The sequence below is a fragment of the Microbulbifer epialgicus genome (assembly GCF_041447265.1).
GTDB classification, from domain to species: Bacteria; Pseudomonadota; Gammaproteobacteria; order Pseudomonadales; family Cellvibrionaceae; genus Microbulbifer; species Microbulbifer epialgicus.
The window spans coordinates 23,423-43,274 of sequence record NZ_JBGMEK010000016.1 but is presented as its reverse complement, the minus strand read 5'-3'; the positions used below and the strand labels follow the sequence as shown (position 1 = coordinate 43,274).

Genomic DNA, 19,852 nt, shown 5'->3' with positions numbered 1-19,852 from the left:
ATCCTAAATGTGTTTGGGTGTGCCCGGTGTTGTAGAAAAAATCATAGGAAATTCACCGCTGGAGCGTATTGGCAAGGTGCGTTTTGGTGGCATCGCTAGGGAAATCAATTTATCTCTGGTGCCCGATGCACAGGTAGGTGACTACGTTATCGTTCATGTTGGTATTGCCATCAGCCAGATTCAGAAAACTGAAGCTGAGCTGGTCTTTCACTATCTTGATGCGTTGAAAGATCCAGATAGCGCGGAGCGCTCATGAAATACGTGGATGAATACCGGCAAAGCGAATATATTCAGAAGATCGCCACAGATATTAGCAAAATCACGACCAAAACCTGGAGGTTGATGGAAGTTTGTGGTGGCCAAACCCATGCAATTGTCAGAAACCGGATTGACCAACTATTGCCGGACAAACTGGAATTGGTACATGGTCCCGGCTGCCCGGTTTGTGTCACCCCACTGGAAATGGTCGATCGCGCTATAGCGATTGCGGCGATGCCGGGGGTTATTTTTTGCTCCTTTGGCGATATGTTGCGGGTACCGGGTACAGATTCCAATCTGCTTGAAATCAAGGCAACCGGGGCAGACATCCGTATTATCTACTCTCCACTTCAGGCTGTGCAGATTGCCGAGCAAAACCCAACTAAAGAGGTCATCTTTTTTGCGGTGGGATTCGAAACAACCGCAACAGCCAACGCTATGGCGGCCGCCCTAGCGAAAAAGAAAGAGCTTAACAATTTTTCCATGCTGGTTTCTCAGTTTCTGGTGACACCGGCAATAGAAGCAATTTGTTCAGCCCCGGAGTCACTGGTCCAGGGTTTTCTTGCCGCAGGTCACGTTTGCTCGGTAACTGGCTATGAATGCTACCTTCCTCTCACACAAAAATTTCGTATTCCTATAGTTGTTACCGGATTCGAACCGCTGGATATTCTGGAAGGTATTTTGCATTGCGTAACCCAGCTGGAGCAGGGCACTTATCATGTAGCGAACCAATACGTACGGGCTGTAAAGAAAGCTGGAAATTGGCATGCGCAAACGCTATTAAAAAGAGTGTTTTCTGTTTCAAATCAATACTGGCGCGGTATTGGGCAGATTCCGCAAAGTGGACTTGTTTTCAATGATGAGTATGCTGATCTCGATGCGGGTACAAAGTTCGCCCTTACTGCTGTAAGCACTCCAGAGCAGGGCCTCTGCATCAGTGGAGACATTATGCTCGGGCAAAAAAAGCCCTACGATTGCCCACACTTTGGCAAGAAATGCCGTCCGGAACAGCCCCTAGGCGCCCCAATGGTGTCTTCCGAAGGCGCCTGTTCTGCCTACTACCGTTACAGTCAGCAGGAAAAGTTCAGTGAACATCCAATGTCCGTTACCGATAAAGACTGAAGAAATCATCAAGCTGGGGCACGGTAGTGGTGGAGAGATGACACAACGTCTACTGACCAACTATATTCAGCCAATCTTCAACAACAGCTGGGTTGCCCAGGCTGACGATAGCGCAACACTACCGTGGGCAGCGGATCAGTTAGTTTTTACCACTGACTCCTTTGTCATTTCACCACTGTTCTTCCCGGGCGGAAACATCGGCGAACTTGCTGTCTACGGCACCGTTAATGACCTGGCAATGGCCGGTGCTGAGCCAAAGTTCCTGAGTTGCAGTCTGATCTTGGAAGAAGGGCTACCGTTGAAAACTCTTAAGCGGGTTCTGCTTTCCATGGCAAGCGCAGCGAAAACAACAGGTGTTAGCTTGGTTACTGGTGACACCAAGGTAGTGGAGAGAGGTAAGGGCGATGGGATCTATATCAATACCAGTGGGGTGGGTGTTCTCCTAAGTAATCAGCCAACTGATGCCAGACAAATTCAAACTGGAGATCTTATCCTGCTGTCAGGCGATGTCGGTCGTCATGGGATCTCAGTAATGGCATGCCGTGAAGGCCTGGAATTCGAAAGCTCGCTGACGAGTGACTGCGCTCCACTCAATGGTGCCGTAGCAAAGCTGCTACGGGCCGGAGTTGAAATTCACTGCCTACGAGATCTCACACGCGGCGGCCTAGCTACAGCACTGGTAGAGCTTGCAGAAAGCTCCTGTAGGGGGTTTGTATTAGAAGAAAGCAGTATTCCGCTCAGCGAAACAGTGCGGGGTGCCTGTGAAATACTAGGGCTTGACCCGCTCTATGTGGCGAATGAGGGACGCTTCGTGGCCTTTGTTCCAGAGCGTTTTTCAAATCTGGCAATTTCAATTCTCAGAAATACGGAAGTAGGGGCATCCTGTGAATACATAGGTCGGGTCGATGGTGAAGCTCGTCCCCAGGTGATTCTAAGGAACAACCTGGGGTGTGAGTGTTTGTTACAGCGGTTGCCAGGGGAGCAATTGCCGAGGATTTGCTAGGCCACTTTCTCCTATACGATTATTTTACATAAATATATTTTTCAGACGGCTATATCTCAATAGCTTGGGATGACTAATTATTCACAGCTTTTCTTTTAATTTTCTTACTTTCCCAGCATATTTTTCACCCCATTTTCCCATTTCCAATAAAGTCGGAGCCAAGCTTTTCCCAAAAGCGGTCAGATTATATTCAACCCTTGGCGGGACTTCAGGAAAAACCTTTCTTGAAATGATCTTATCAGCTTCCAGCTCACGTAGTTGTACGGTTAGAACGCGCTGTGAAATACCTGGTAGTAGCTTCTTTAGCTCCATGAACCGCAACTTTCCATTTAACAAGTGAAACAGGATAGCCACCTTCCACTTTCCACCTATGACCGCCATTGTAATTTCTATCGGGCACCCAAATTCACAGTCAAATGAATTTTTCATCGCTTTCTCCAATAAATTCCCAATAGTTACTTTTTTATCCTTATATCACAAAAAGGTGCATACTTACCAAAACTAGCATCTGCTGCTACTGTATTGCCAACGAAATAACATACAAATCAGGAGACCCCTATGAGACTTGGAAAGTACTTGACATTGTTTACTTGTCTGGCGATCTCAATCACCACAATACCTGCTCTTGCGACAGTAAAGTTGTATACGATCGACTGTGGAAGGGTCTATGTGAAAGATTTTGGCGATTTTTCTAATACCGGTTTTTTTGATGGGAAGCCGGTAGAAGCTGCAGCGCCATGCTTCCTAATAGAACATCCTAAAGGCCGCTTGCTGTGGGATGCTGGTGTTGGGAAGAATGAAACGATTGCTGGCCTCAAGCTCGTTATTAATCCTGTAACTCCGGAGTTGAGAAAGATCGGCTTAACACCCAAAGATATCGACTTTTTGGCCTTTTCACACCTCCATATTGATCATATAGGCCAGGCGAATATTTTTACGGACTCTACATGGATTATGAATCCTGATGAGTGGAGCAATATGAAGGATAATCTTGGAGAAAAGTCTCTTGTCAGTTACTATCCTAAAGCTCAAAAGAAGCTGATTCATCGAGATTTTGATGTGTTTGATGATGGTTCCGTAAAAATACTTTTACTTCCGGGGCATACATCAAGCCACCAGGCTCTAATGGTTAAACTTGAAAACAGTGGATATGTTCTCCTTGCCGGTGATACCTATCATCAGAGAGAAAGTCGAACGGAAAAGCTTGTGCCAAGATTTAATGTTGATAGGGCGGATACGCTTGCCTCTATGGACAGAGTAGAAGGCTTAGTAAAACTCAAAAAAGCCAAGCTTATTATTCAGCATGACATTCGAGACTTCAAATCACTACCTAAGTTTCGAGAATACATGGACTAAAAATCCACTCTCTAAGAAGGCAGGTTTTTGCCAAGAAAACTACAGTTAATGTGTCGAAATTGGTATTTACTTGTCTTCTTTTCCATGGCAAATATTTAGCAAGAAAGGGCTGATGTCGAGGCAAGCATATGGAAATCCTAGGTAACAATCGATGATTCAAGTTGGATTCAGGTATTAAATAGCTGTGTTATTATTGTCATTACCAGAGAAAAGGGCTAAAGCCCCCCCAATGTTTCCTCGCTAGGAATGCCAACATCAAAGCCATTTAGAATGGCTGATAGCTGATGATACCCGGCTATAAGGAAGATCAACTCTGCAGCGCCATCCTCACCAAACTCGTCGACAGCCATTATCCATGTCGCCTCGGGAAGTCGGCCTCCAGAGGCAAGTGAGGTGGCAACGCTGTAAGCAATACCTTCTTCACGTGTCAGGTCGTTTGGGCGTTGACCTGCGGCGATAGTGGCTATTTTGTCAGAATCCAGGTGAATGCTTTCCCCGATAGCCGTGTGGGAGTAGAGTTCATATCCTGCCTTGAAGTGAGCGCCAGTGGCCAGGATAGCAACCTCCCGCGTGAGCCTGGGGAGCTTGGGGTTTTCTGCAATAGCCTTGATATTATCCCACCAGGGTTTGCCAAAACTCGGGTATTGAAGAGCTGGAGCCCAGGGACCAAGCAATGCGCCATCTTTGCGCTTTTTGATGAACCCGGAGAAGTAACCGCCCATCTCATCACTCATATCGTCATAGAGAGGTTTCTGTTCTTCGCTAAGTTCGCCCGGCGGGATGGCGGGAATACGCATGGCTTGATTCCTTAGAAATCCAACGAGGGGAGGTATTGCATCAGGATAAAGTCTAGATACAAAATTCAAAGAATGAGGCGTGTAAAGTTAGTGTTGTTCGGGCAGCCAAGGGATTTGGGGAAATTAGAGGGCCTGATCACCTATAGATGATCAGGCTGGGAGAAATCAGATTCTCAGTAGTCAACGGTAGTTATAATAAAGTTCCCCTCAGTTGCACCTTCGCTATCCTGATCGGTATAGGCAATCCAGGCAACTGTCTCACCGCTGGCTGACAGCTTATCTTTCAGCGCAAGAGTTTCCATCATATTGCGAGGCACATCGAAGTGCCACTGTGAGCCTAGGGCCTGACACTCACTTTCACCGTTTGACCAAGTATTTTTTGTTGTCGTGAGTGTCCACATGCTCGGATAGTCGGCGGCACCATCATCCTTTAGATCGCCCACATGCAATGCGCCATTCAAACGTCTCTTGCAGGCGAAGATGCTGGACCGATCACACCGGCGGTCATTAAAGCGTCCATTACTTCCGATAGCTGCACAGTCTTCACCAATACTATAGTCATTGGGTTCACCCTCACCCCAGGACCATAGAGCTTTATTTTGAAATCGGCTATCTGTAGCGCTGACATCATAGTGCTCTACGGTATTGATGCCGTCATCCCAATTGTCCAGGCTATCGTCGTCACCACTTTTCCAATGCCGGTTCAGTCCGCCCCAACCATCAAATACCACATCGAATGATTCGTGATTATCATCGGTATTGCTGTCATTTTTAGTCCAAAAAAATACAAATCTTTTCTTACCATTCAGGCCATCATGCTGACGAATTTTTTCTCGTGATAACTCGCGAGTGGGAAGTGAAGTTCGTTTATGATTAGCTACTTCAAGACCATTAGGAAAGTCTTCTTTATAATCCTCTGGAGTGTAAATGTAATCCAAACCTATTTGACTAATAAGATGATTTTTAAAAGTGGTCTGAGCCCCAGAGGATACTGCATTTTCAATATGCACTATTACTGTTCGGTTAGTACCGTATTGATCTTGTTTATATGCCCAGTCTCTTAAGTCTCCTAATACCGTTGAGATGGGAACCCGCTGTGGGTCGAACCAGAAATTACAATAAAATGAGCCGTGACAAAAAACCTGATCGCCACTGAATTGATGCAGATCCAACTCTATGATTTCAGCACCGACATCAATTTGATCTTTAACTCTAAGAGATTGCTCTGCACCCACCCAGATAGCACCATAAGCATCCGAATTATAACTATTATGTGTCGCCAATACCTGGGTATAGCGGATGGGTGTTGAGTAAGTGAGTCGTCGTTGAAGCTCCAATGCGTACTTTGCATGATCATCAGTACGCTGTTCGGTGTCGTAATCGTAATAGAGGTTGAACTGAAGCAGCATAGAATAAGGGTCGGTCTCCGCTAGTACGGAGTTGCTCATCATAGTAATAATGGTGAAGAGGGCTGCACAGACCCGCTTTAAAAACGTGGGGAGCGAAGTTGAATGGATTTTTATCATTATTATCCCTGCTATCTTATTGATTTATAGGTTTCTTTGGAAAGACTAAGTAGCCGATCCTATATAACTTTCTAGATCAGCAAACAACTCACATACAGTCACGCATGCTCTCATAAATCTGTGTCATATTTTTTACAATTGTATTTTCGCCCCCTGGAATTTGGCAACTTATAAATGCTTATTAATAGGTCCAAATGCAACAATAGCCTTATATGTCATTTAACAATAAATCCATTGAAGCTATCTTTTATCCATCTCTGAGAACCACCTCACAAAATCAGATTGCTTCCTTAGCTATCAATCTACAAATTGAGATTATGCATAGGAGCCCCGCCAGTGGACTTACACCAGCTGGATCAGGCACATGAGTAGGCCCATAGAATTACATTTACGTCCCCTTGCAGTCAAATCCAACTTATGGATTTATACATTTAAACAAAAATATTTGTATAGTGATTGAGCTTCTATTGAAGGCTTAAAGTTATATTGGGTGAATTCATTGCATGGTGATTTCCAAAGTAATTCACATAGCAATCTATGCACTTCTATCTAAATATTCACAGCATTATTTAGCAGTGCCTCAATACCGACTTGAGTAGAGATCTGGCTTGTTGTCCTCCATTCCAAGACTTGCTTTTGTCAACCTTTGGCACCGCCAATAATATTGTAACTTTGATTTATAGAGCACTAGTTTCGTAGCTGGCATATAAACTTTAACTGTACAAACGGAATATTTTATCCGCTAATTTCTTGCAAATCTCGGCTCGCCAGTCAAATTATGAATGCTCAGAAAATAAAAAGTTAGAGGCTTTTAGTAGCTCAAGGAATCCAATCTAGCAGGAGTGAAAGTTGGTTAATTAATAGCATGCCAACTTGTAAGCATGCATCTAGTAATGAACCCTATACTTCAAGCGTTTTTAGGAGATTAGTTACCTTTTTGTTTTATTGAATTATACTGTAAGGACTTATCCTTCACGCTCTTAAGGCGCCCTAATTTGTTGTTCTTATAGGCCTTGCTTTATACTTCAAGAGACTCTCTTATGGACTCAAATAAAACACCTGAATATATCAGGAACTTCAAAGGATATGGTGCTGATCGTCCTGACCCCAAATGGCCGAATGGCGCGCGTGTCGCAGTATCTATTGTTCTAAATATTGAGGCGGGTTCTGAATTGTCATTAGCATCAGGAGATGAAAAAAATGAAAGTATCTACGAAATTATAGAGAATGTAAAACGAGGGCCAAATTTGGCGTTATCTTCCCATTTTGATTATGGTCCTCGTGTAGGTTACTGGCGAGTTATGCGTATATTGGATAAATATTCTATCCCCTGCACAGTAAGTGCGGCCGGGAGGGCAGTAGATTGCTCCCCTTGGTTAGCAAAGGATGTAGTAGCAAGAGGGCATGAAATCGCCTGTCATAGCTATCGCTGGGAGAATCATACAGAAATGTCCAAAGAGCATGAAAGAAGGATTATTAGAAAAACTGTTGATTCCATTCAGAGGGCAACTGGAGTGCGTCCTTTAGGTTGGCACACTAAAGGATCATCTTCTATTCTCACTCGCCAATTACTTGTGGAAGAAGGGTTTCTCTATGATTCAGATGCTTATGACGACGACCTTCCTTATACAGTAAATATTAAAGATCACAACCACATTGTAATACCTTATGCATTTGATACAAATGATATGCGCTTTATGGCAGGAGGCAATTTTGTCGGATCTGCGGATCTCGCGAGTTATTGTATTGATGCCTTTGAAACGTTGTGGCATGAAGGTGAGCAGCAACCCTCCTTAATGACTGTAGGCATCCACCCCAGACTATCTGGGCGGCCTGGAAGAATATCTGGATTAATTAAATTTCTAGTACATGCACTTGGTCGCGGGCAAACTTGGTTTGCCAGGCGTATGGATATAGCCCGGCATTGGCAATCCATCTCCGGGAGTCATATATAGCTATTGGTAGAAAGTCAAAAGAGTGAAATTGGATTTTTAACTAATGGTTGTTATTAAGCCTTGACAATAACTTCCCATTCTCTAGTTGATCCTGCGGGGCTTTCCCCTTATCTATACTTTCAAGGATTTAATTATTATGAGTAGAATACCTCTGGGAGCACTTGAGGAGTTTGATAATAAAACCCGAGAGTTTTTGCAATCAATGCCTCCTATAAATCTGGCTCAGATGCTTGCCCGTACGGGTGTTGCAAGTGAAGTGTACGCTCTGATATTTGCTCTATTTGACGATAACTATCTACCAGCTGAAGACCGGGAAATCATGCTCTTTAGAACGTGTAAAAATAGTGACTGTAGCTACGAAAGTAATTTTCACAAAAAGACAGCACACTTTTCAAAAGAAATAGCTGTGGCAGTACTCTCAGAGGATATCAGTTCTTTGAACCCATGGGCTCAAAAATTGTGTATCGCCAGTGATGAGATGTTTCATGAAGGCAAAATGAGTGAGGCTTCGGTAGATGCGTTTGTATGTCATTATGGATCCTATGATACAGCCTGCCGGGCTATTTTCTTCCTTAGTTGGTGCAACCTAACTACTTTGTTTGTTGAGTCAACAGGAGTGCCCCTTGAGGATGATTCAGTATTAAACAACATTAAAACCCCTGGGTGGATGACGAAGGGGGGAGTGTAGTATATGATATCATCATAGTATTCACTAAGATGCTCAGCCGGATATAAACGACAAAGAAGCGATTGTATTGCGTTCTGCAAATGATGCCGATCAAACCATAGTGAATCGCCAATTCCTTTGGCATATAACGGAAGGAGGCATTGGATCTGTGCAGATTACCAGCGATCTACCAATTCTATAATAAGTAAAAGTTGGGGGTAGGGCATATTAATCAGTCAGCGAGAATTTAGACTAGATTGCGACATTGAGAAATTGTCTTTTCAAACGCTAAATGAGGGCGGTGAACTTTTAAGTCCATGGCCTGTCGTATTTAAAAGCTAATCGCCCCTATTGCCTCTCGATAGAAGGACTTTGACCAAGCCCACTAGGGATAATGTCTATTACGTAGATGGATCTCAGTACAATAATTTTTTCGCGCACTAACAGCGAGATAACAAATACCAGACGGCTGGCAATCTCGCTACTTATTGCGCTTGGCGTGCATGCAATATTGTTCACTACCCCAGTATCACTGGCTCCGGAAGCGGAACTGAGGAGCACGTCGTCACTTGAAGTTACATTGTTGACCAGGAAGAAGGTTGCAACCTCACCAGCCGTTAATACTGAGCGCCCTTCCACTCAGGTAGAGTCCCAAGAGGTTGAGCGACACATTGCGGAAAACACCGTCAAGGTTAAGACGGAACAATCTCCCGTTCTTTCCCACCCCGATAATGAAGAGCAGGGCAAGTCAATGTCGAATTCCGAACTTCCTTTGAGCGCAGGTGAGCCGAACACTCAGGTCAAACCCCAGCAGCCCGAACGCCTCAGCGTAGAAAACCCGGATAAGGTCAATGGGACTATATCGCGCCCCAAGCCCGAAACACCTTCGACGATAAGCACTAGGTTTATGGATATGCCTGTTAATTTTGGGACCGAAAGTCAATCTACAGTATTTGATCCAGTAATGGAGAGAAAGCTCGCTCGAGAGCGCAGTAAAGTTCCAAGATTTGAACACACCGAAGTCAATTATACCACTGCTACAGGCACCTTTGTTCAAGTCGGGGATCGCTGTTTTGACGTCAAGGACATGCCCCCTGGAAATAGAAATAGTGACTTAAACCCGTGGTTCGGGGCTAAGTGCCCCAATAATTCCAGATCCAAGGAAGATATTGACCGGCTAGCGGAAAAATACGGTATTCCATAAATCCATAGAAAAACTCTATAGTGCATAACATTACTGAGATCAGGTGTCATCTTGCAGTTCCAGCCATTTCAAAATCGCAAAGGTCGTTTCTTCCGGCTTTTCTTGCTGGATCCAATGACCGCAATCGAGATTGACCACTTCAACATTAGGCACGAACTTGTGCAGGCTCTCATTCCTCGGGACTGCATCCCGATCGCCATAGATCATGAGTGTGGGTTGTTCGATAACAGGATTCACATCCGCCAGCAGGTACCAGTTGCGGTCAAGATTTCTATACCAATTTATGCCACCAGTGAATCCTGTTGATTCGAAGGCAGTTACGAAAACGGCCAGTTCGCTGTCGCTCATTATGGGCTCACCGAGTGGTGTTTCTGCTTTGGCGAGATTGATCATCGCCATGCCCGGATCTGGTTCTCTAAGTGGCTCATTTTTCCTGTACAGGTTGCGCAAGAACTGAAACGTATTCTCATCCAATACGTCGTCTGCCACGCCTGGCCGCCGGTTGAAATGGACAAAATAGTAGTCACTACCAAGTATTTGTTCCATGAATTCGACCCAGGGAACTTCCCCGCGTTCCTGGTAAGGCAAGCTTAGATTTATCACCTTACTAACACGATCGGGGTGCAATAAGGCCATTCCCCAAACAACCATCGCCCCCCAATCATGACCGACAAAGGTGGCATCTTCATATCCGTAGTGATCGAGAAGTGCGGCGAGATCACCCGTTAAGTGTTCAATGTCATAAGCAGTTACTTCCTTCGGGCAGGATGAGTTGCCATAACCCCGCTGGTTTGGGACCATGACATGGTAGCCTGCTTTTGCGAGGGCAGGCACCTGATAGCGCCAAGAAAAGGCATGTTCTGGCCAGCCATGACAGAGCACAATCGGGTTTCCCGCATTTTGCTGGCCCATTTCAAAGACTTCGAGCTTCACATCGTTGACTGAAATAAGTGTGGGTTTGGGAAAGTCGGTTGGATTAAACATTAAATTTCCTTTTTGTCATTGCAGGGCGAGCTGCACCGCCTTTCATTTCGGACAGTGTTCTTTCCGGCCCCTAAGGATTGAGGATCTAGGCTGGAAGTTCTAAACCCCGTTGCTTACGAGAACAACCACAGTTTAAGATCTAATAGTGCCAAATATTGGTACTATTAAATGGTAGCCTTACGAAATGAACACTCGTCTTAGACAAGATGCCATCGTACGTAGCCTTCGCCGCAACGGTACTTTGACAATCGCTGACTTAGCGAAAGAAGTTGGTGCCTCCAGACGCACAGTATTACGTGACATTAGCGCACTGCGAGATGAGGGTTTTGTCATTCATTCTGAACCTGGGCGCGGGGGAGGCCTTCAACTTGATCCACAATCGATTCAGACAACAGCGCGACTTTCGGTTGCCGAGATCTTTGCGCTTCTCATCAGCGTTGCATCCATGCGTGCAGCCGGGAATCTGCCCTTTTCAGATCTCGCAGACGTGGGGCTAGCCAAAATTGAGAAAGCCCTGCCGTCGGAAAAAGTCCGGGATTTGCGCCGATTTCTGGATTGCTTGTATGTCGGGCAGCTCTCTCCCCAGGTAGACATTTCCGATATGGGAGCAATGGACCCCGCCTTACTTCCCGCATTCGAGACAGCTTTTCTCCGACGGCTACACCTGCGTTTCCGATACCGTGATGCAAAAGGAGTCTTAACCAGCCGAAATGTCGAACCGCAAGCCATGCTAATCTTGTCGCCGCTGTGGTATTTGGTGGCCTGGGATCCTGCACGCAATGATTTTCGGAATTTTCGAATGGACCGGATCAGCGAACCAGAATATGTCGAAGGCACAACATTTCGACGACGACATGTGCCATTCAAGGATAGCGTCCGCCCAATTAGACATTTACCTCGCTGAACTTATGATATTGAGTAGCATTTGGTATTACATCTCGGATACGTACTAAAAAGGGGGAAGAAAAGAATACACTGCGCTCGGAACCGTATGAGGCATAGATGCCGATTACGAGCTTACAGGGATGTATTCATAACGCGTCTCAAGTGCAGAGTATTCTTTCCTTCTGACCCAGTAGATTATACGACTGGAAATTCGACAGCCAGCTTCCACAAACCCGACATTACCCAAGATTAATGGGGTTATCTGACTGACTCTGGTTGCGGAGAAGGGGAGACCTATTTCAACAGCGCATGTATTGACCCAGACGACATACTCATGATACCGCCACTGATTTCGATAAAGCCGATATAGACGGCGCCGGCAACCCTAATGGCCAAAATGACGACTTATCTGTCAGGCTTTCTCCAAAATTAAAAAGTAACTGCGATCTTTATATTCATACCCGGAATATCCATCCAAATTCACAACGTCTAGAAATTTATACTGCGGATGATTCATCGCATAGCTGACCTGATCATCAAAGAAATTCTGATACTCGATACGGGTACTCTCAATAACTTGATTACCGGCCTCCAGAGGCGCTCTTAACTCAAATAACAGTTTTGCACTAGGCATTAATAGTGACGTAAGCTTGCTTAGATAGAGCTTGATATGCCAATGGAAACCGATGGCAGCGAAGCTGTAACAAAAATCCACCTTCCTATCCAACTTATCAATAGCATTAATCACTTGGAAATGAGTCAACCCATTTAACTGACAATACTCTCTGGTTACATCAAAAGAATTGTAGTACTCACCTTCATTGATTAGCCGAATACCCCTGTATTGTACGCTCCCAGAATCACCATCCTGAAGATAATAAAAAGTGTTTTTCCAACTGTACCTTTTGAAGAAATATACACTCATTCGACCTATACCAGCACCAAGTTCAAGGCAGCAGGCTGGGTGTAGTGTTTCCAAGAAGGGGGTAACAGCATCCACATAAGGCGGATCTTCATAAATGTACTTATCCCCATTTGACTGCAAGTCTATATAAGGGGCTGCACTATCTGGGAATTCAATATCCACCTTACTCATAGCTCATCCTTGATACAAATCCGGTACATATATACTGGTAAATTTCTATATAACTTTCCTTTCCGCCTTTACTGCCCTTGCATTGACAAATAAAAGGCAAACTACAAATCCAGTCAATGCCAGATATGCGTTCATAGTAAAAGCCCTAGCAATGCCACTTGATAAATCCGGCGACATAGCGACGATTGTAGTATTTATACCGAGACCCAGCGCTCCACCGACTGTTTGTGACATATAAAAAATACCAGCAGCCAAGCTTGATCTGGAAGGATCGACAATTGTAATAGCGATTGTGGTAATTGTTGAATAAAAAGCACCGAAACCTATGCCAAGAAGTATTAGTTCGAATATCATATCTAAGATTGTCATTTCTTCATGGAGGCGGGCCAGCATGAACATGCCTAGGAATATACATGCTGCGCCTACCGATACAATCATCTTAGGTTTTAGCTTTTGATAAAGAAACCCAGATATATAGGATGCAAAGCTAGAGAAAATCAAAATTGGCAGAAGCCCCATGCCGGCTAAAATCGCCGAATAACCATGCACTTTACTAAAGTACTGTGGTATGTAAAAAATAGGCACATAAAATGCTACAGAGATCATGAGACTGGCAAGGCATGCAGCAAAAAACCGATTATTTCGAGCTATATCATTAGGTATTAGGGCATTTTCTTTTGCTCGCCACTCAACGATAATAAAAAGCCCTAAAAACACTAAAAATATTGTCATTAGGGTGATGATCAGGGGGCTTCGAAAGCCGGTATCAACGGCCCTATCCAGTGCAAGCAATAAGCATAATAAAGAAATAGATAGAGTAATTACACCTGCATAGTCAATTCTCTCCTTTACATCTTTAACCAGGTCAACGCCTACAAACTTCCAACACAATAGACATGCAACCACAGCTTCTATCGGATTGAGCAAAAAAGTCCAGCGCCACCCTAGCAGATCACTGATACCGCCTCCGAGTATGGGACCTATAGCGTAGGAGACACCACAAATTGTCATGATCAAACCGCCAGCAATTCCGGACTGGTCTCTCGGTACAACGTTAAAAATCATTCCAAGTATCGATGGCCACATTATAGCGGCACCAACCCCCATTAGGGCACGTGAAACAAGTAGTGAAGAAATATCTGATAAGAGTGCACAAATTAGAGAAAAAGTCGCAAATATTGCGCTACCTATAAAAAAGAGCTTCCTTCTCCCGAATATGTCCGCTATGCGCCCACAGGATATGATCAAAACACCGAATATCAGTGCATAGCCGTTGATCAACCACTGTGTGGTAGTGATATCGCTATTAAAGCTAATTTCTATAGAGGGAATGGCAACAGGGAAAATAGTCGTGTCATTTACGATAAAATATAATGCAAAACTCAGCGCGGTAAGACTAAGAATCTGCTTCTTTGTGAGAGGGGTGGTCGTTTTCGGCATACTAGTTAATATAACCAAATCTGATGCTCGAGGGCTTGAAAAAGCGGCGTATCTAGTTGCTTTGCTGTCGCCAAAGAATTAAATAACCAAGGAATACGCCACCCTGAACAAGGTAGGCCGCTTTGTGGCGACTTTTATGTGCCAACTCCATCATCCTCACCACCCAGTTGCCCCGTAAGTGACCTTTCCAGATCGCAGGTGAGGATACTATTTGAGCCACTCAAGCTGGAACGTTGGATAAGCAGCCAACGAAATACAAAAAGTATAAATACAGAGATGTGTAGACAACGTCAGTTTTCTGGCTGCGCTCTTACATTACGCCGCTACGACCATTCCAACTGTATCAAGTTGGATATTCCAGGGTAGCAGTGCCTCATAGTCCTTAACGGACTGTAGGCTACTTAGCTTTCACACAAACAAGCCAGGAATCCCATGGGAAACTATAACCAGCTGACCCTGAAAGAGCGATACTAGATCGAAGAGAGCTATTGCGCTACAGCTCAATCGTTCCAACAAAACCATTTTCCGAGAGCTTAAACGCTGCAACCCTTACTGTACGTAGAGCACCCACTGATAGGCGTTGCAGTAGTGGCGCGGAGCGCGAAAGTACAGTTAGCTCGATTGCGAAGTGACAGTACAAATCGAACATCAACTGAAAAACGCAAGCCCTGAACAAATCGCCGGATACATGCGTCTTGAGAAGTGTGACAAAACAGTCAGCTGTTCAACCATTTACCGGTGATCAGCAGTCCCATCTGGAGGCTAAGCCTGCCGCGAAAAGACGAATCTTAACGAAAGCGCCAAGGCTCTGATAGCGAATTCCTGTATTAGAATTACGTATCCCTAATGAGCCAATAATGGTTTGGAATTAAGTTGGCAGAAGAACAGGTGGAACTGGACACCCACAGAAATCATCAAAAATTTATTTTGCTGATGTAATTTTAAAAGTCCCGGCAGATCACCTTGTCGAGGCTTTTTACTATCCGTTTTTAATGAGTTCGTCAGGGCCGAGTTCGCTTTCTTCGAATACCAGCTCGTCCGCAAGCGATCAATCTCCACCACTAGTTTTGACCTTTGTTTCCTGGTATAGCAGCTTTCCTTACGCCCGATGAAAAAAGGCGCTCAAATACAGCCTCAGCCTTTGGTAGTTCGCTGTAAACCTTGGTCAGCTACTTGTGGGGCACCAAGCTATTCAGCTTTACTATACAATGATGCACTGGCCAGACACTCTTCGGCGTATCGTTGAACAGCCAATTCTTCCTGCCAATCACCAACGGCCAGGTGGCGTTTCCTACAGTGTTGTTGTCGATACACAGACGGCCATCATCGAGTAGACATTCAGTTTTTTCCAGTTCTTATCCAGGTAAGGAATGGCCTTGCCGAGCGCACTTTTGGTCAGTGTTTTTGGTAAGGTTTTAATCAACCATGAACGCAGATTTTTGCAGAACTGCCAAGCTTTCCTATTGACGGAGTCGATAGCGTTCTTGCGGAGATGACCGATGTAGTTGAGGGCATCGACGACGGTCATTCTGAGTCATTAATCGAATTTCTCACCCGGATCGTCAGCGGCGATTTGAACCTCTTCACTTTCGGAGGTTTTGCTTTTTTAATGTTCCGCATGAAATATCAGACCTGACCGTCACTTCGCAAGAGTTCTTCCAGAAACTGTAGACGTTCAAGGGCGGTAGAAACAGCTCCCTGAAAATTCTTACTCGTGGTCTCAGCTTCCTTTCCCTCCTGCATAAGGCGATCCCTCGCTGCGTCGAGCAGTTTTGTGCTCTCAGGAAGGGCTTCTTTGGCTGAAGCTACGAATTTGGAGTCATTGAGATGAGCCATCGCTTCCTGGCGAACCTCGGCAGCCTGCCTGAAACTATCGTCTATCCCGCTACTGAGTGCTTGAAGGCGCATTGCTGTTTCATTTGTCAGGCCCTGCTCATCGATACCGGCCGACTTGACCTTGTCGGTTAGAACTAATCCGCTCACAGCCGGGACAACAACTGGGGTACCAACAGTGAAGCCTTCTGCCTTGGCGAGCCTTGGATTGGCCGCAAGTAGTGCGGCCTCAGCGCGGCGCTCAAGATCGGCACTGTCGCTTCCCTCAATCCTGTACAGTTGATGGGCCAAGGCGGCCAGAGTGCTTTCATGGCCAAGAATAGCTACTTGCATCGGCATGGCGTTTTCTCCTGCTCAGGGGGTTAGATTAAGTGCGGCAAAAGGCGCAGTCAGGCCCCCGGGGTGCACCTCAATTGGGGAGGAAGTGATATTTCCGATGGGTGTGGCGGCGCCACCGGAGCCTGTGACAATACGCAGCGAGGTAATTCCACCAAAGTGGTTTACGTGATTTCCAGCTGCAGAAACACGTGGCGCGGCAAGTAGTATAACTTCACGTACACTCGCCTGGCTGCGCAGCTCACAATGGTTGTTGGCAAAGGAGAGTCCCGCACTACCGGGTTCAACGAGGCTCATCATGGCGCCGGTGATCGGCTGGGCCAAGCGCGCGTGGTTGCCGGTACAAGTAATTTGAGAAGGCACGGATGGCAACACCACTGCAAAGCTCCCTGCAGATACAGTCCAGATTTCCTCTACAAAATTGAAATAAATCAGCTCGGTCGTTTCAAAAATAGGTATCGCTGCGGTATAGCCGTTTATAGGGGAGCCTGGATCGCCCTCGCCGAAATCATCCAGCGGCAGTCCAATCTGAATCGCGCGCCAATCAATCAATGCCCCGTTCCCCTGCAGCTCTCCGAAGATACGATTTGAGCTGATATTCACTCCGAGCAGAGGCAATTGAGCGAGGATACCAACAGAGGAACTTTCCTGCCCACCACCAATGTCCGACAGAACGTTAGAAGCTATATCCACACTACCGATACCCTGGACAGCAATGCCGGCACACCTCTGCTCAGCTTCCACCTCTCCCACACGTCTCAGTGAGTTACCAACAATCTGACCAGATTCCACTGAGGTCAATGCGATCCCGGTAACGGCGCTTAGCTCGGCATTAAGCCCAATACCTTCGATTGCATTGTTGTCGATGGCAGCATGTCGGATATTGGCATCAGCTGCCGTAGCGATTCCTGCTTCCCTGCAATCGCGGATGATATTGCGCTTGATGAAAAGCGTATCGTGCCTTCCAGCGATACGGATACCGGCGTCGCAGCTGAACATTGTATTGCCGATGATTTGAGCATCAGTCAGAGTCTCGGGCAGTATACTCGGGGCGAGGAATACACCGTCCGCCCCCTGACTTCCGCTGGAAGAAATCTCGCAATCTTGTATCCGCGTAGTGCCAGCCGAAATGTGTAAGGCGGTGCGGTTGGCAGCAACGGTACTGCCTTCGATAGATAGAGATGCAAGGGGAATTTCAGCCCAGTTGATACGCAAACCACCGCCTGTTGACAGCACCAGGTTTTGCGACAGCCGGGCGGCGGCGATGTTCATCGCCATACGGTCGAAGCGTACCGCCTCACGACCGCCGAAGAGGATACAGTCGCGCGTGCGCAGCCCGGCAAAGACCACAAATTGGAGATCGCCGTCTTCATCGAGCCCGTAGGAGGAGCGTGAACCGAGTGCATGGGGGGCAATGGAGACACATTCCTCAATCTTGGTGCCCATCTGTACACCGTCGAGCGCAATGCCGAAATCGAAGCGGTCCTCCGGTGCCGGAGATGCAACCAATACTGTCAGCCGACGCAATGCCAATGCTGCAGTATTCACCGCTGCAACACCGTGTACCGGAAACTGGTTGCCGTCTCCATCGGTCGCCGGTGCGGCGAGAATGGAGAAGTCCTCAAGTTGGATATCAGCAGAAGTTTCTAGCCTTAGTGCACCGCCTGGCCCCTGATAAATGAGCAGAGTGCCGAGTCCTTGACCCGAAATACGTATACCGCTGCGGCCATTTAACAGCAGCGGTGAGTTCAGTGTGTAGACACCGGTTTCCAAGCACACAACGCCACCGCCGCTACCAACCTGGTCGATGGCCCCTTGGATAGTGAGCATTCCAGAGTTGTGTCCCTCTGCGGTGACACAGATAGTGCAGGCGCAACCTTCTCCCATCTCAAACAGCGGTGGCCAGAAGATACGGCAGTCTTGTACCGGTTGGTTAACGATACCAGGGCGCAAAATCGCAAGGCGACTATAGTGGCGTTGAATACCATCTGGTGGGGCCTCGTGCAGTCTATCGATCTGGGTATTTGCAGTGCGTGCAGCAAAGCGCCAGTGATCCATCTCTCGATAACCGCCTGGTCCGGCGGCGGTGGAGAAGGAGACGGTAATGCCGCTCTCCAGTACCACGGCACGATTGTCTTGTGGCACGGGAATCAGACCATCAGAACTTTCGCTATCGAGGTCGACCCATGCAGTACCATCATCAAGGCGGATAACGCCAGACTGATCCCAGCGGATAAGACGGGTATGTCGGGCTGCCAGCGTATCGCTGTCGGCACCTGAAGGCACAAGATCTGCTTCGATGGTATTTTCAAATTCGACTTCACGAATTTCCGGATCGACGTCGGCCACGCGTAGCATCTGGCCCGAGCGGTGGTTGAATTCGCGCCAATCATCGGTGATTTCAACCCAATCGCCGGGCTGAAAACGCAACACCTCGTCGCGGCCGATGCGGGACACTATGACGCGTTCGGCGCCTTCGGCGCCTTCGGCGATAGAGGTTACCGGGGCCCGCACGGAGGCATTTTCGCGGCTGAACTTGAAACGCGCACTCCCCTGAGTTGGCGGGTTACCGTTTGCATCCGGTTCTCCTATCGAGTGGAGTTCCACTCGATAGAGTTGATTTTCGATACCGGAATAACCTTCGGTCGGCGGCACCATGCAGGGATCTTCAGGCTCTTCGATATCGATGGTACCGGTGCTCAGCCGTGCGGTTGAAGGGGCTATTTCATCTATCCAGCCGGGAATATCCTCATCTGACGTGCTGCAATTTATATTGTCGTCGATATTTCCCAGTGCACGAACCTGCCATACCGTCTGCCAGCGGGTGGTAGTGTCAAGCCCACCCAAGGCTGGCTCCAGCAGACTCGGGAACTCTGTCGGCGTCACTTCGCGCTGCCAGCTAACCAGATAGATCAGGTGGATGTTATTATCAGATAGTTCTTCCGGAGTGGGCCAGTAAGGCTGGTTGAAATAATTGACGAAATCGCCTTCAGCCTGCGCAATCATCTCATCCAGTACACCCTCGGAGCCATCCGATCCGGTACGGCCGCGATCAAACACCGGTTGGGTAAGCTCTTCATCAGCACCGCTAAAATTGGCAGACCCGTGGCATTCCAAGAGAGTGCCATCCTGGTAGAAACGCCCGCGACCGATTTCAAAACCGTTTAGGGTAGGACGGATTTCAAAACCGCGAGGTGTCTCCCGCGGTACTACAGCACGACCAATGGTATCCACTGTTCCAGCACGGATACGACGTTCGAATACCTCCACAAGCTCATTCCAGTCGCTGTCGAGTACTGCACGGCCTTGTTGCAGGAATACCCCTGCAAAATCCCGCAGGCTGTCGAAGTTATTCCGACTGTAGTCACCGCTCATGGAAATTCCCCCTTT

18 protein-coding genes and 1 pseudogene are annotated in these 19,852 nt (G+C 46.8%); 9 read left to right on the top strand and 10 right to left on the bottom strand.

The annotated features are described in order from the left end of the window. Positions 1-7 precede the first annotated feature (7 nt). The 3 genes from ACCI49_RS09395 to hypE are packed head-to-tail and all read left to right on the top strand — an operon-like array spanning position 8 to position 2,383. A complete protein-coding gene (locus ACCI49_RS09395) occupies positions 8-256 on the top strand; it encodes a HypC/HybG/HupF family hydrogenase formation chaperone (protein ID WP_371838702.1) in 249 nt (82 codons plus the stop codon). Next, positions 253-1,380, top strand: a complete 1,128-nt coding sequence (hypD, locus tag ACCI49_RS09390; protein WP_371838701.1) for a hydrogenase formation protein HypD — start codon at positions 253-255, stop codon at positions 1,378-1,380. The genes ACCI49_RS09395 and hypD overlap by 4 nt, the downstream gene beginning before the upstream one ends. Then, positions 1,346-2,383: a hydrogenase expression/formation protein HypE gene (gene hypE, locus ACCI49_RS09385; RefSeq protein WP_371838700.1), complete on the top strand. Its 1,038-nt coding sequence runs from the start codon at positions 1,346-1,348 to the stop codon at positions 2,381-2,383. The genes hypD and hypE overlap by 35 nt, the downstream gene beginning before the upstream one ends. 81 nt (positions 2,384-2,464) lie before the next feature. Here the strand turns inward: hypE and ACCI49_RS09380 are convergent, their stop codons facing one another. After that, positions 2,465-2,812 carry a winged helix-turn-helix transcriptional regulator gene (locus tag ACCI49_RS09380; protein ID WP_371838699.1) on the bottom strand — a complete coding sequence of 116 codons (348 nt, stop codon included), beginning with the start codon at positions 2,810-2,812 and terminating at the stop codon, positions 2,465-2,467. A 129-nt stretch (positions 2,813-2,941) separates the two neighbouring features. On the opposite strand from ACCI49_RS09380, the gene ACCI49_RS09375 reads away from it, so the two are divergent. After that, positions 2,942-3,739, top strand: a complete 798-nt coding sequence (locus tag ACCI49_RS09375; RefSeq protein ID WP_371838698.1) for an N-acyl homoserine lactonase family protein — start codon at positions 2,942-2,944, stop codon at positions 3,737-3,739. Between the two features lie 215 nt (positions 3,740-3,954). Here ACCI49_RS09375 and ACCI49_RS09370 read toward each other — a convergent pair whose 3' ends face one another. Both ACCI49_RS09370 and ACCI49_RS09365 read right to left on the bottom strand, forming a co-directional pair. Then, positions 3,955-4,536, bottom strand: coding sequence for a carboxymuconolactone decarboxylase family protein (locus ACCI49_RS09370; RefSeq protein WP_371838697.1), 582 nt, complete (start codon positions 4,534-4,536; stop codon positions 3,955-3,957). A 173-nt stretch (positions 4,537-4,709) separates the two neighbouring features. Then, positions 4,710-6,062, bottom strand: coding sequence for a hypothetical protein (locus ACCI49_RS09365; RefSeq protein WP_371838696.1), 1,353 nt, complete (start codon positions 6,060-6,062; stop codon positions 4,710-4,712). 1,040 nt (positions 6,063-7,102) lie between these two features. On the opposite strand from ACCI49_RS09365, the gene ACCI49_RS09360 reads away from it, so the two are divergent. From ACCI49_RS09360 to ACCI49_RS09350, 3 genes are all read left to right on the top strand, one after another. Next, positions 7,103-8,017, top strand: coding sequence for a polysaccharide deacetylase family protein (locus tag ACCI49_RS09360; protein WP_371838695.1), 915 nt, complete (start codon positions 7,103-7,105; stop codon positions 8,015-8,017). Between the two features lie 136 nt (positions 8,018-8,153). After that, positions 8,154-8,705 carry a hypothetical protein gene (locus ACCI49_RS09355; RefSeq protein ID WP_371838694.1) on the top strand — a complete coding sequence of 184 codons (552 nt, stop codon included), beginning with the start codon at positions 8,154-8,156 and terminating at the stop codon, positions 8,703-8,705. Between the two features lie 562 nt (positions 8,706-9,267). Further along, complete coding sequence (locus ACCI49_RS09350) at positions 9,268-9,888, top strand: hypothetical protein (protein WP_371838693.1); 621 nt, start codon at positions 9,268-9,270, stop codon at positions 9,886-9,888. Between the two features lie 39 nt (positions 9,889-9,927). On the opposite strand, the gene ACCI49_RS09345 is transcribed toward ACCI49_RS09350, so the two are convergent. Continuing rightward, entirely contained in the window at positions 9,928-10,872 is a 945-nt protein-coding gene (locus tag ACCI49_RS09345) for an alpha/beta fold hydrolase (protein ID WP_371838692.1), read from the bottom strand. 184 nt (positions 10,873-11,056) lie between these two features. Between ACCI49_RS09345 and ACCI49_RS09340 the strand changes: the two genes are divergently transcribed. Continuing rightward, positions 11,057-11,776 carry a helix-turn-helix transcriptional regulator gene (locus ACCI49_RS09340; protein ID WP_371838691.1) on the top strand — a complete coding sequence of 240 codons (720 nt, stop codon included), beginning with the start codon at positions 11,057-11,059 and terminating at the stop codon, positions 11,774-11,776. Positions 11,777-12,169: 393 nt separating this feature from the next. On the opposite strand, the gene ACCI49_RS09335 is transcribed toward ACCI49_RS09340, so the two are convergent. Beyond that, entirely contained in the window at positions 12,170-12,853 is a 684-nt protein-coding gene (locus tag ACCI49_RS09335) for a hypothetical protein (RefSeq protein WP_371838690.1), read from the bottom strand. Between the two features lie 45 nt (positions 12,854-12,898). Continuing rightward, entirely contained in the window at positions 12,899-14,293 is a 1,395-nt protein-coding gene (locus ACCI49_RS09330) for a DHA2 family efflux MFS transporter permease subunit (RefSeq protein WP_371838689.1), read from the bottom strand. Between the two features lie 481 nt (positions 14,294-14,774). Between ACCI49_RS09330 and ACCI49_RS09325 the strand changes: the two are divergent. After that, a pseudogene (locus ACCI49_RS09325) lies at positions 14,775-14,855 on the top strand (hypothetical protein); the annotation flags it as partial. A gap of 607 nt (positions 14,856-15,462) precedes the next feature. Here ACCI49_RS09325 and ACCI49_RS25125 read toward each other — a convergent pair. The 4 genes from ACCI49_RS25125 to ACCI49_RS09310 form a co-directional block, all read right to left on the bottom strand. After that, on the bottom strand, positions 15,463-15,603 hold the full coding sequence (locus ACCI49_RS25125) for a hypothetical protein (protein WP_503629702.1): 141 nt from the start codon (positions 15,601-15,603) through the stop codon (positions 15,463-15,465). After that, positions 15,585-15,821, bottom strand: a complete 237-nt coding sequence (locus ACCI49_RS09320) for a hypothetical protein (RefSeq protein ID WP_503629701.1) — start codon at positions 15,819-15,821, stop codon at positions 15,585-15,587. Before ACCI49_RS09320 ends, ACCI49_RS25125 begins: the two co-directional genes overlap by 19 nt. A 98-nt stretch (positions 15,822-15,919) precedes the next feature. Next, positions 15,920-16,465 carry a hypothetical protein gene (locus tag ACCI49_RS09315; RefSeq protein WP_371838688.1) on the bottom strand — a complete coding sequence of 182 codons (546 nt, stop codon included), beginning with the start codon at positions 16,463-16,465 and terminating at the stop codon, positions 15,920-15,922. 15 nt (positions 16,466-16,480) lie between these two features. Further along, the gene (locus ACCI49_RS09310) at positions 16,481-19,837 is read right to left on the bottom strand and encodes a DUF6519 domain-containing protein (RefSeq protein WP_371838687.1); all 3,357 of its coding nucleotides are present in this window, start codon (positions 19,835-19,837) and stop codon (positions 16,481-16,483) included. Between the last annotated feature and the right edge of the window lie 15 nt (positions 19,838-19,852).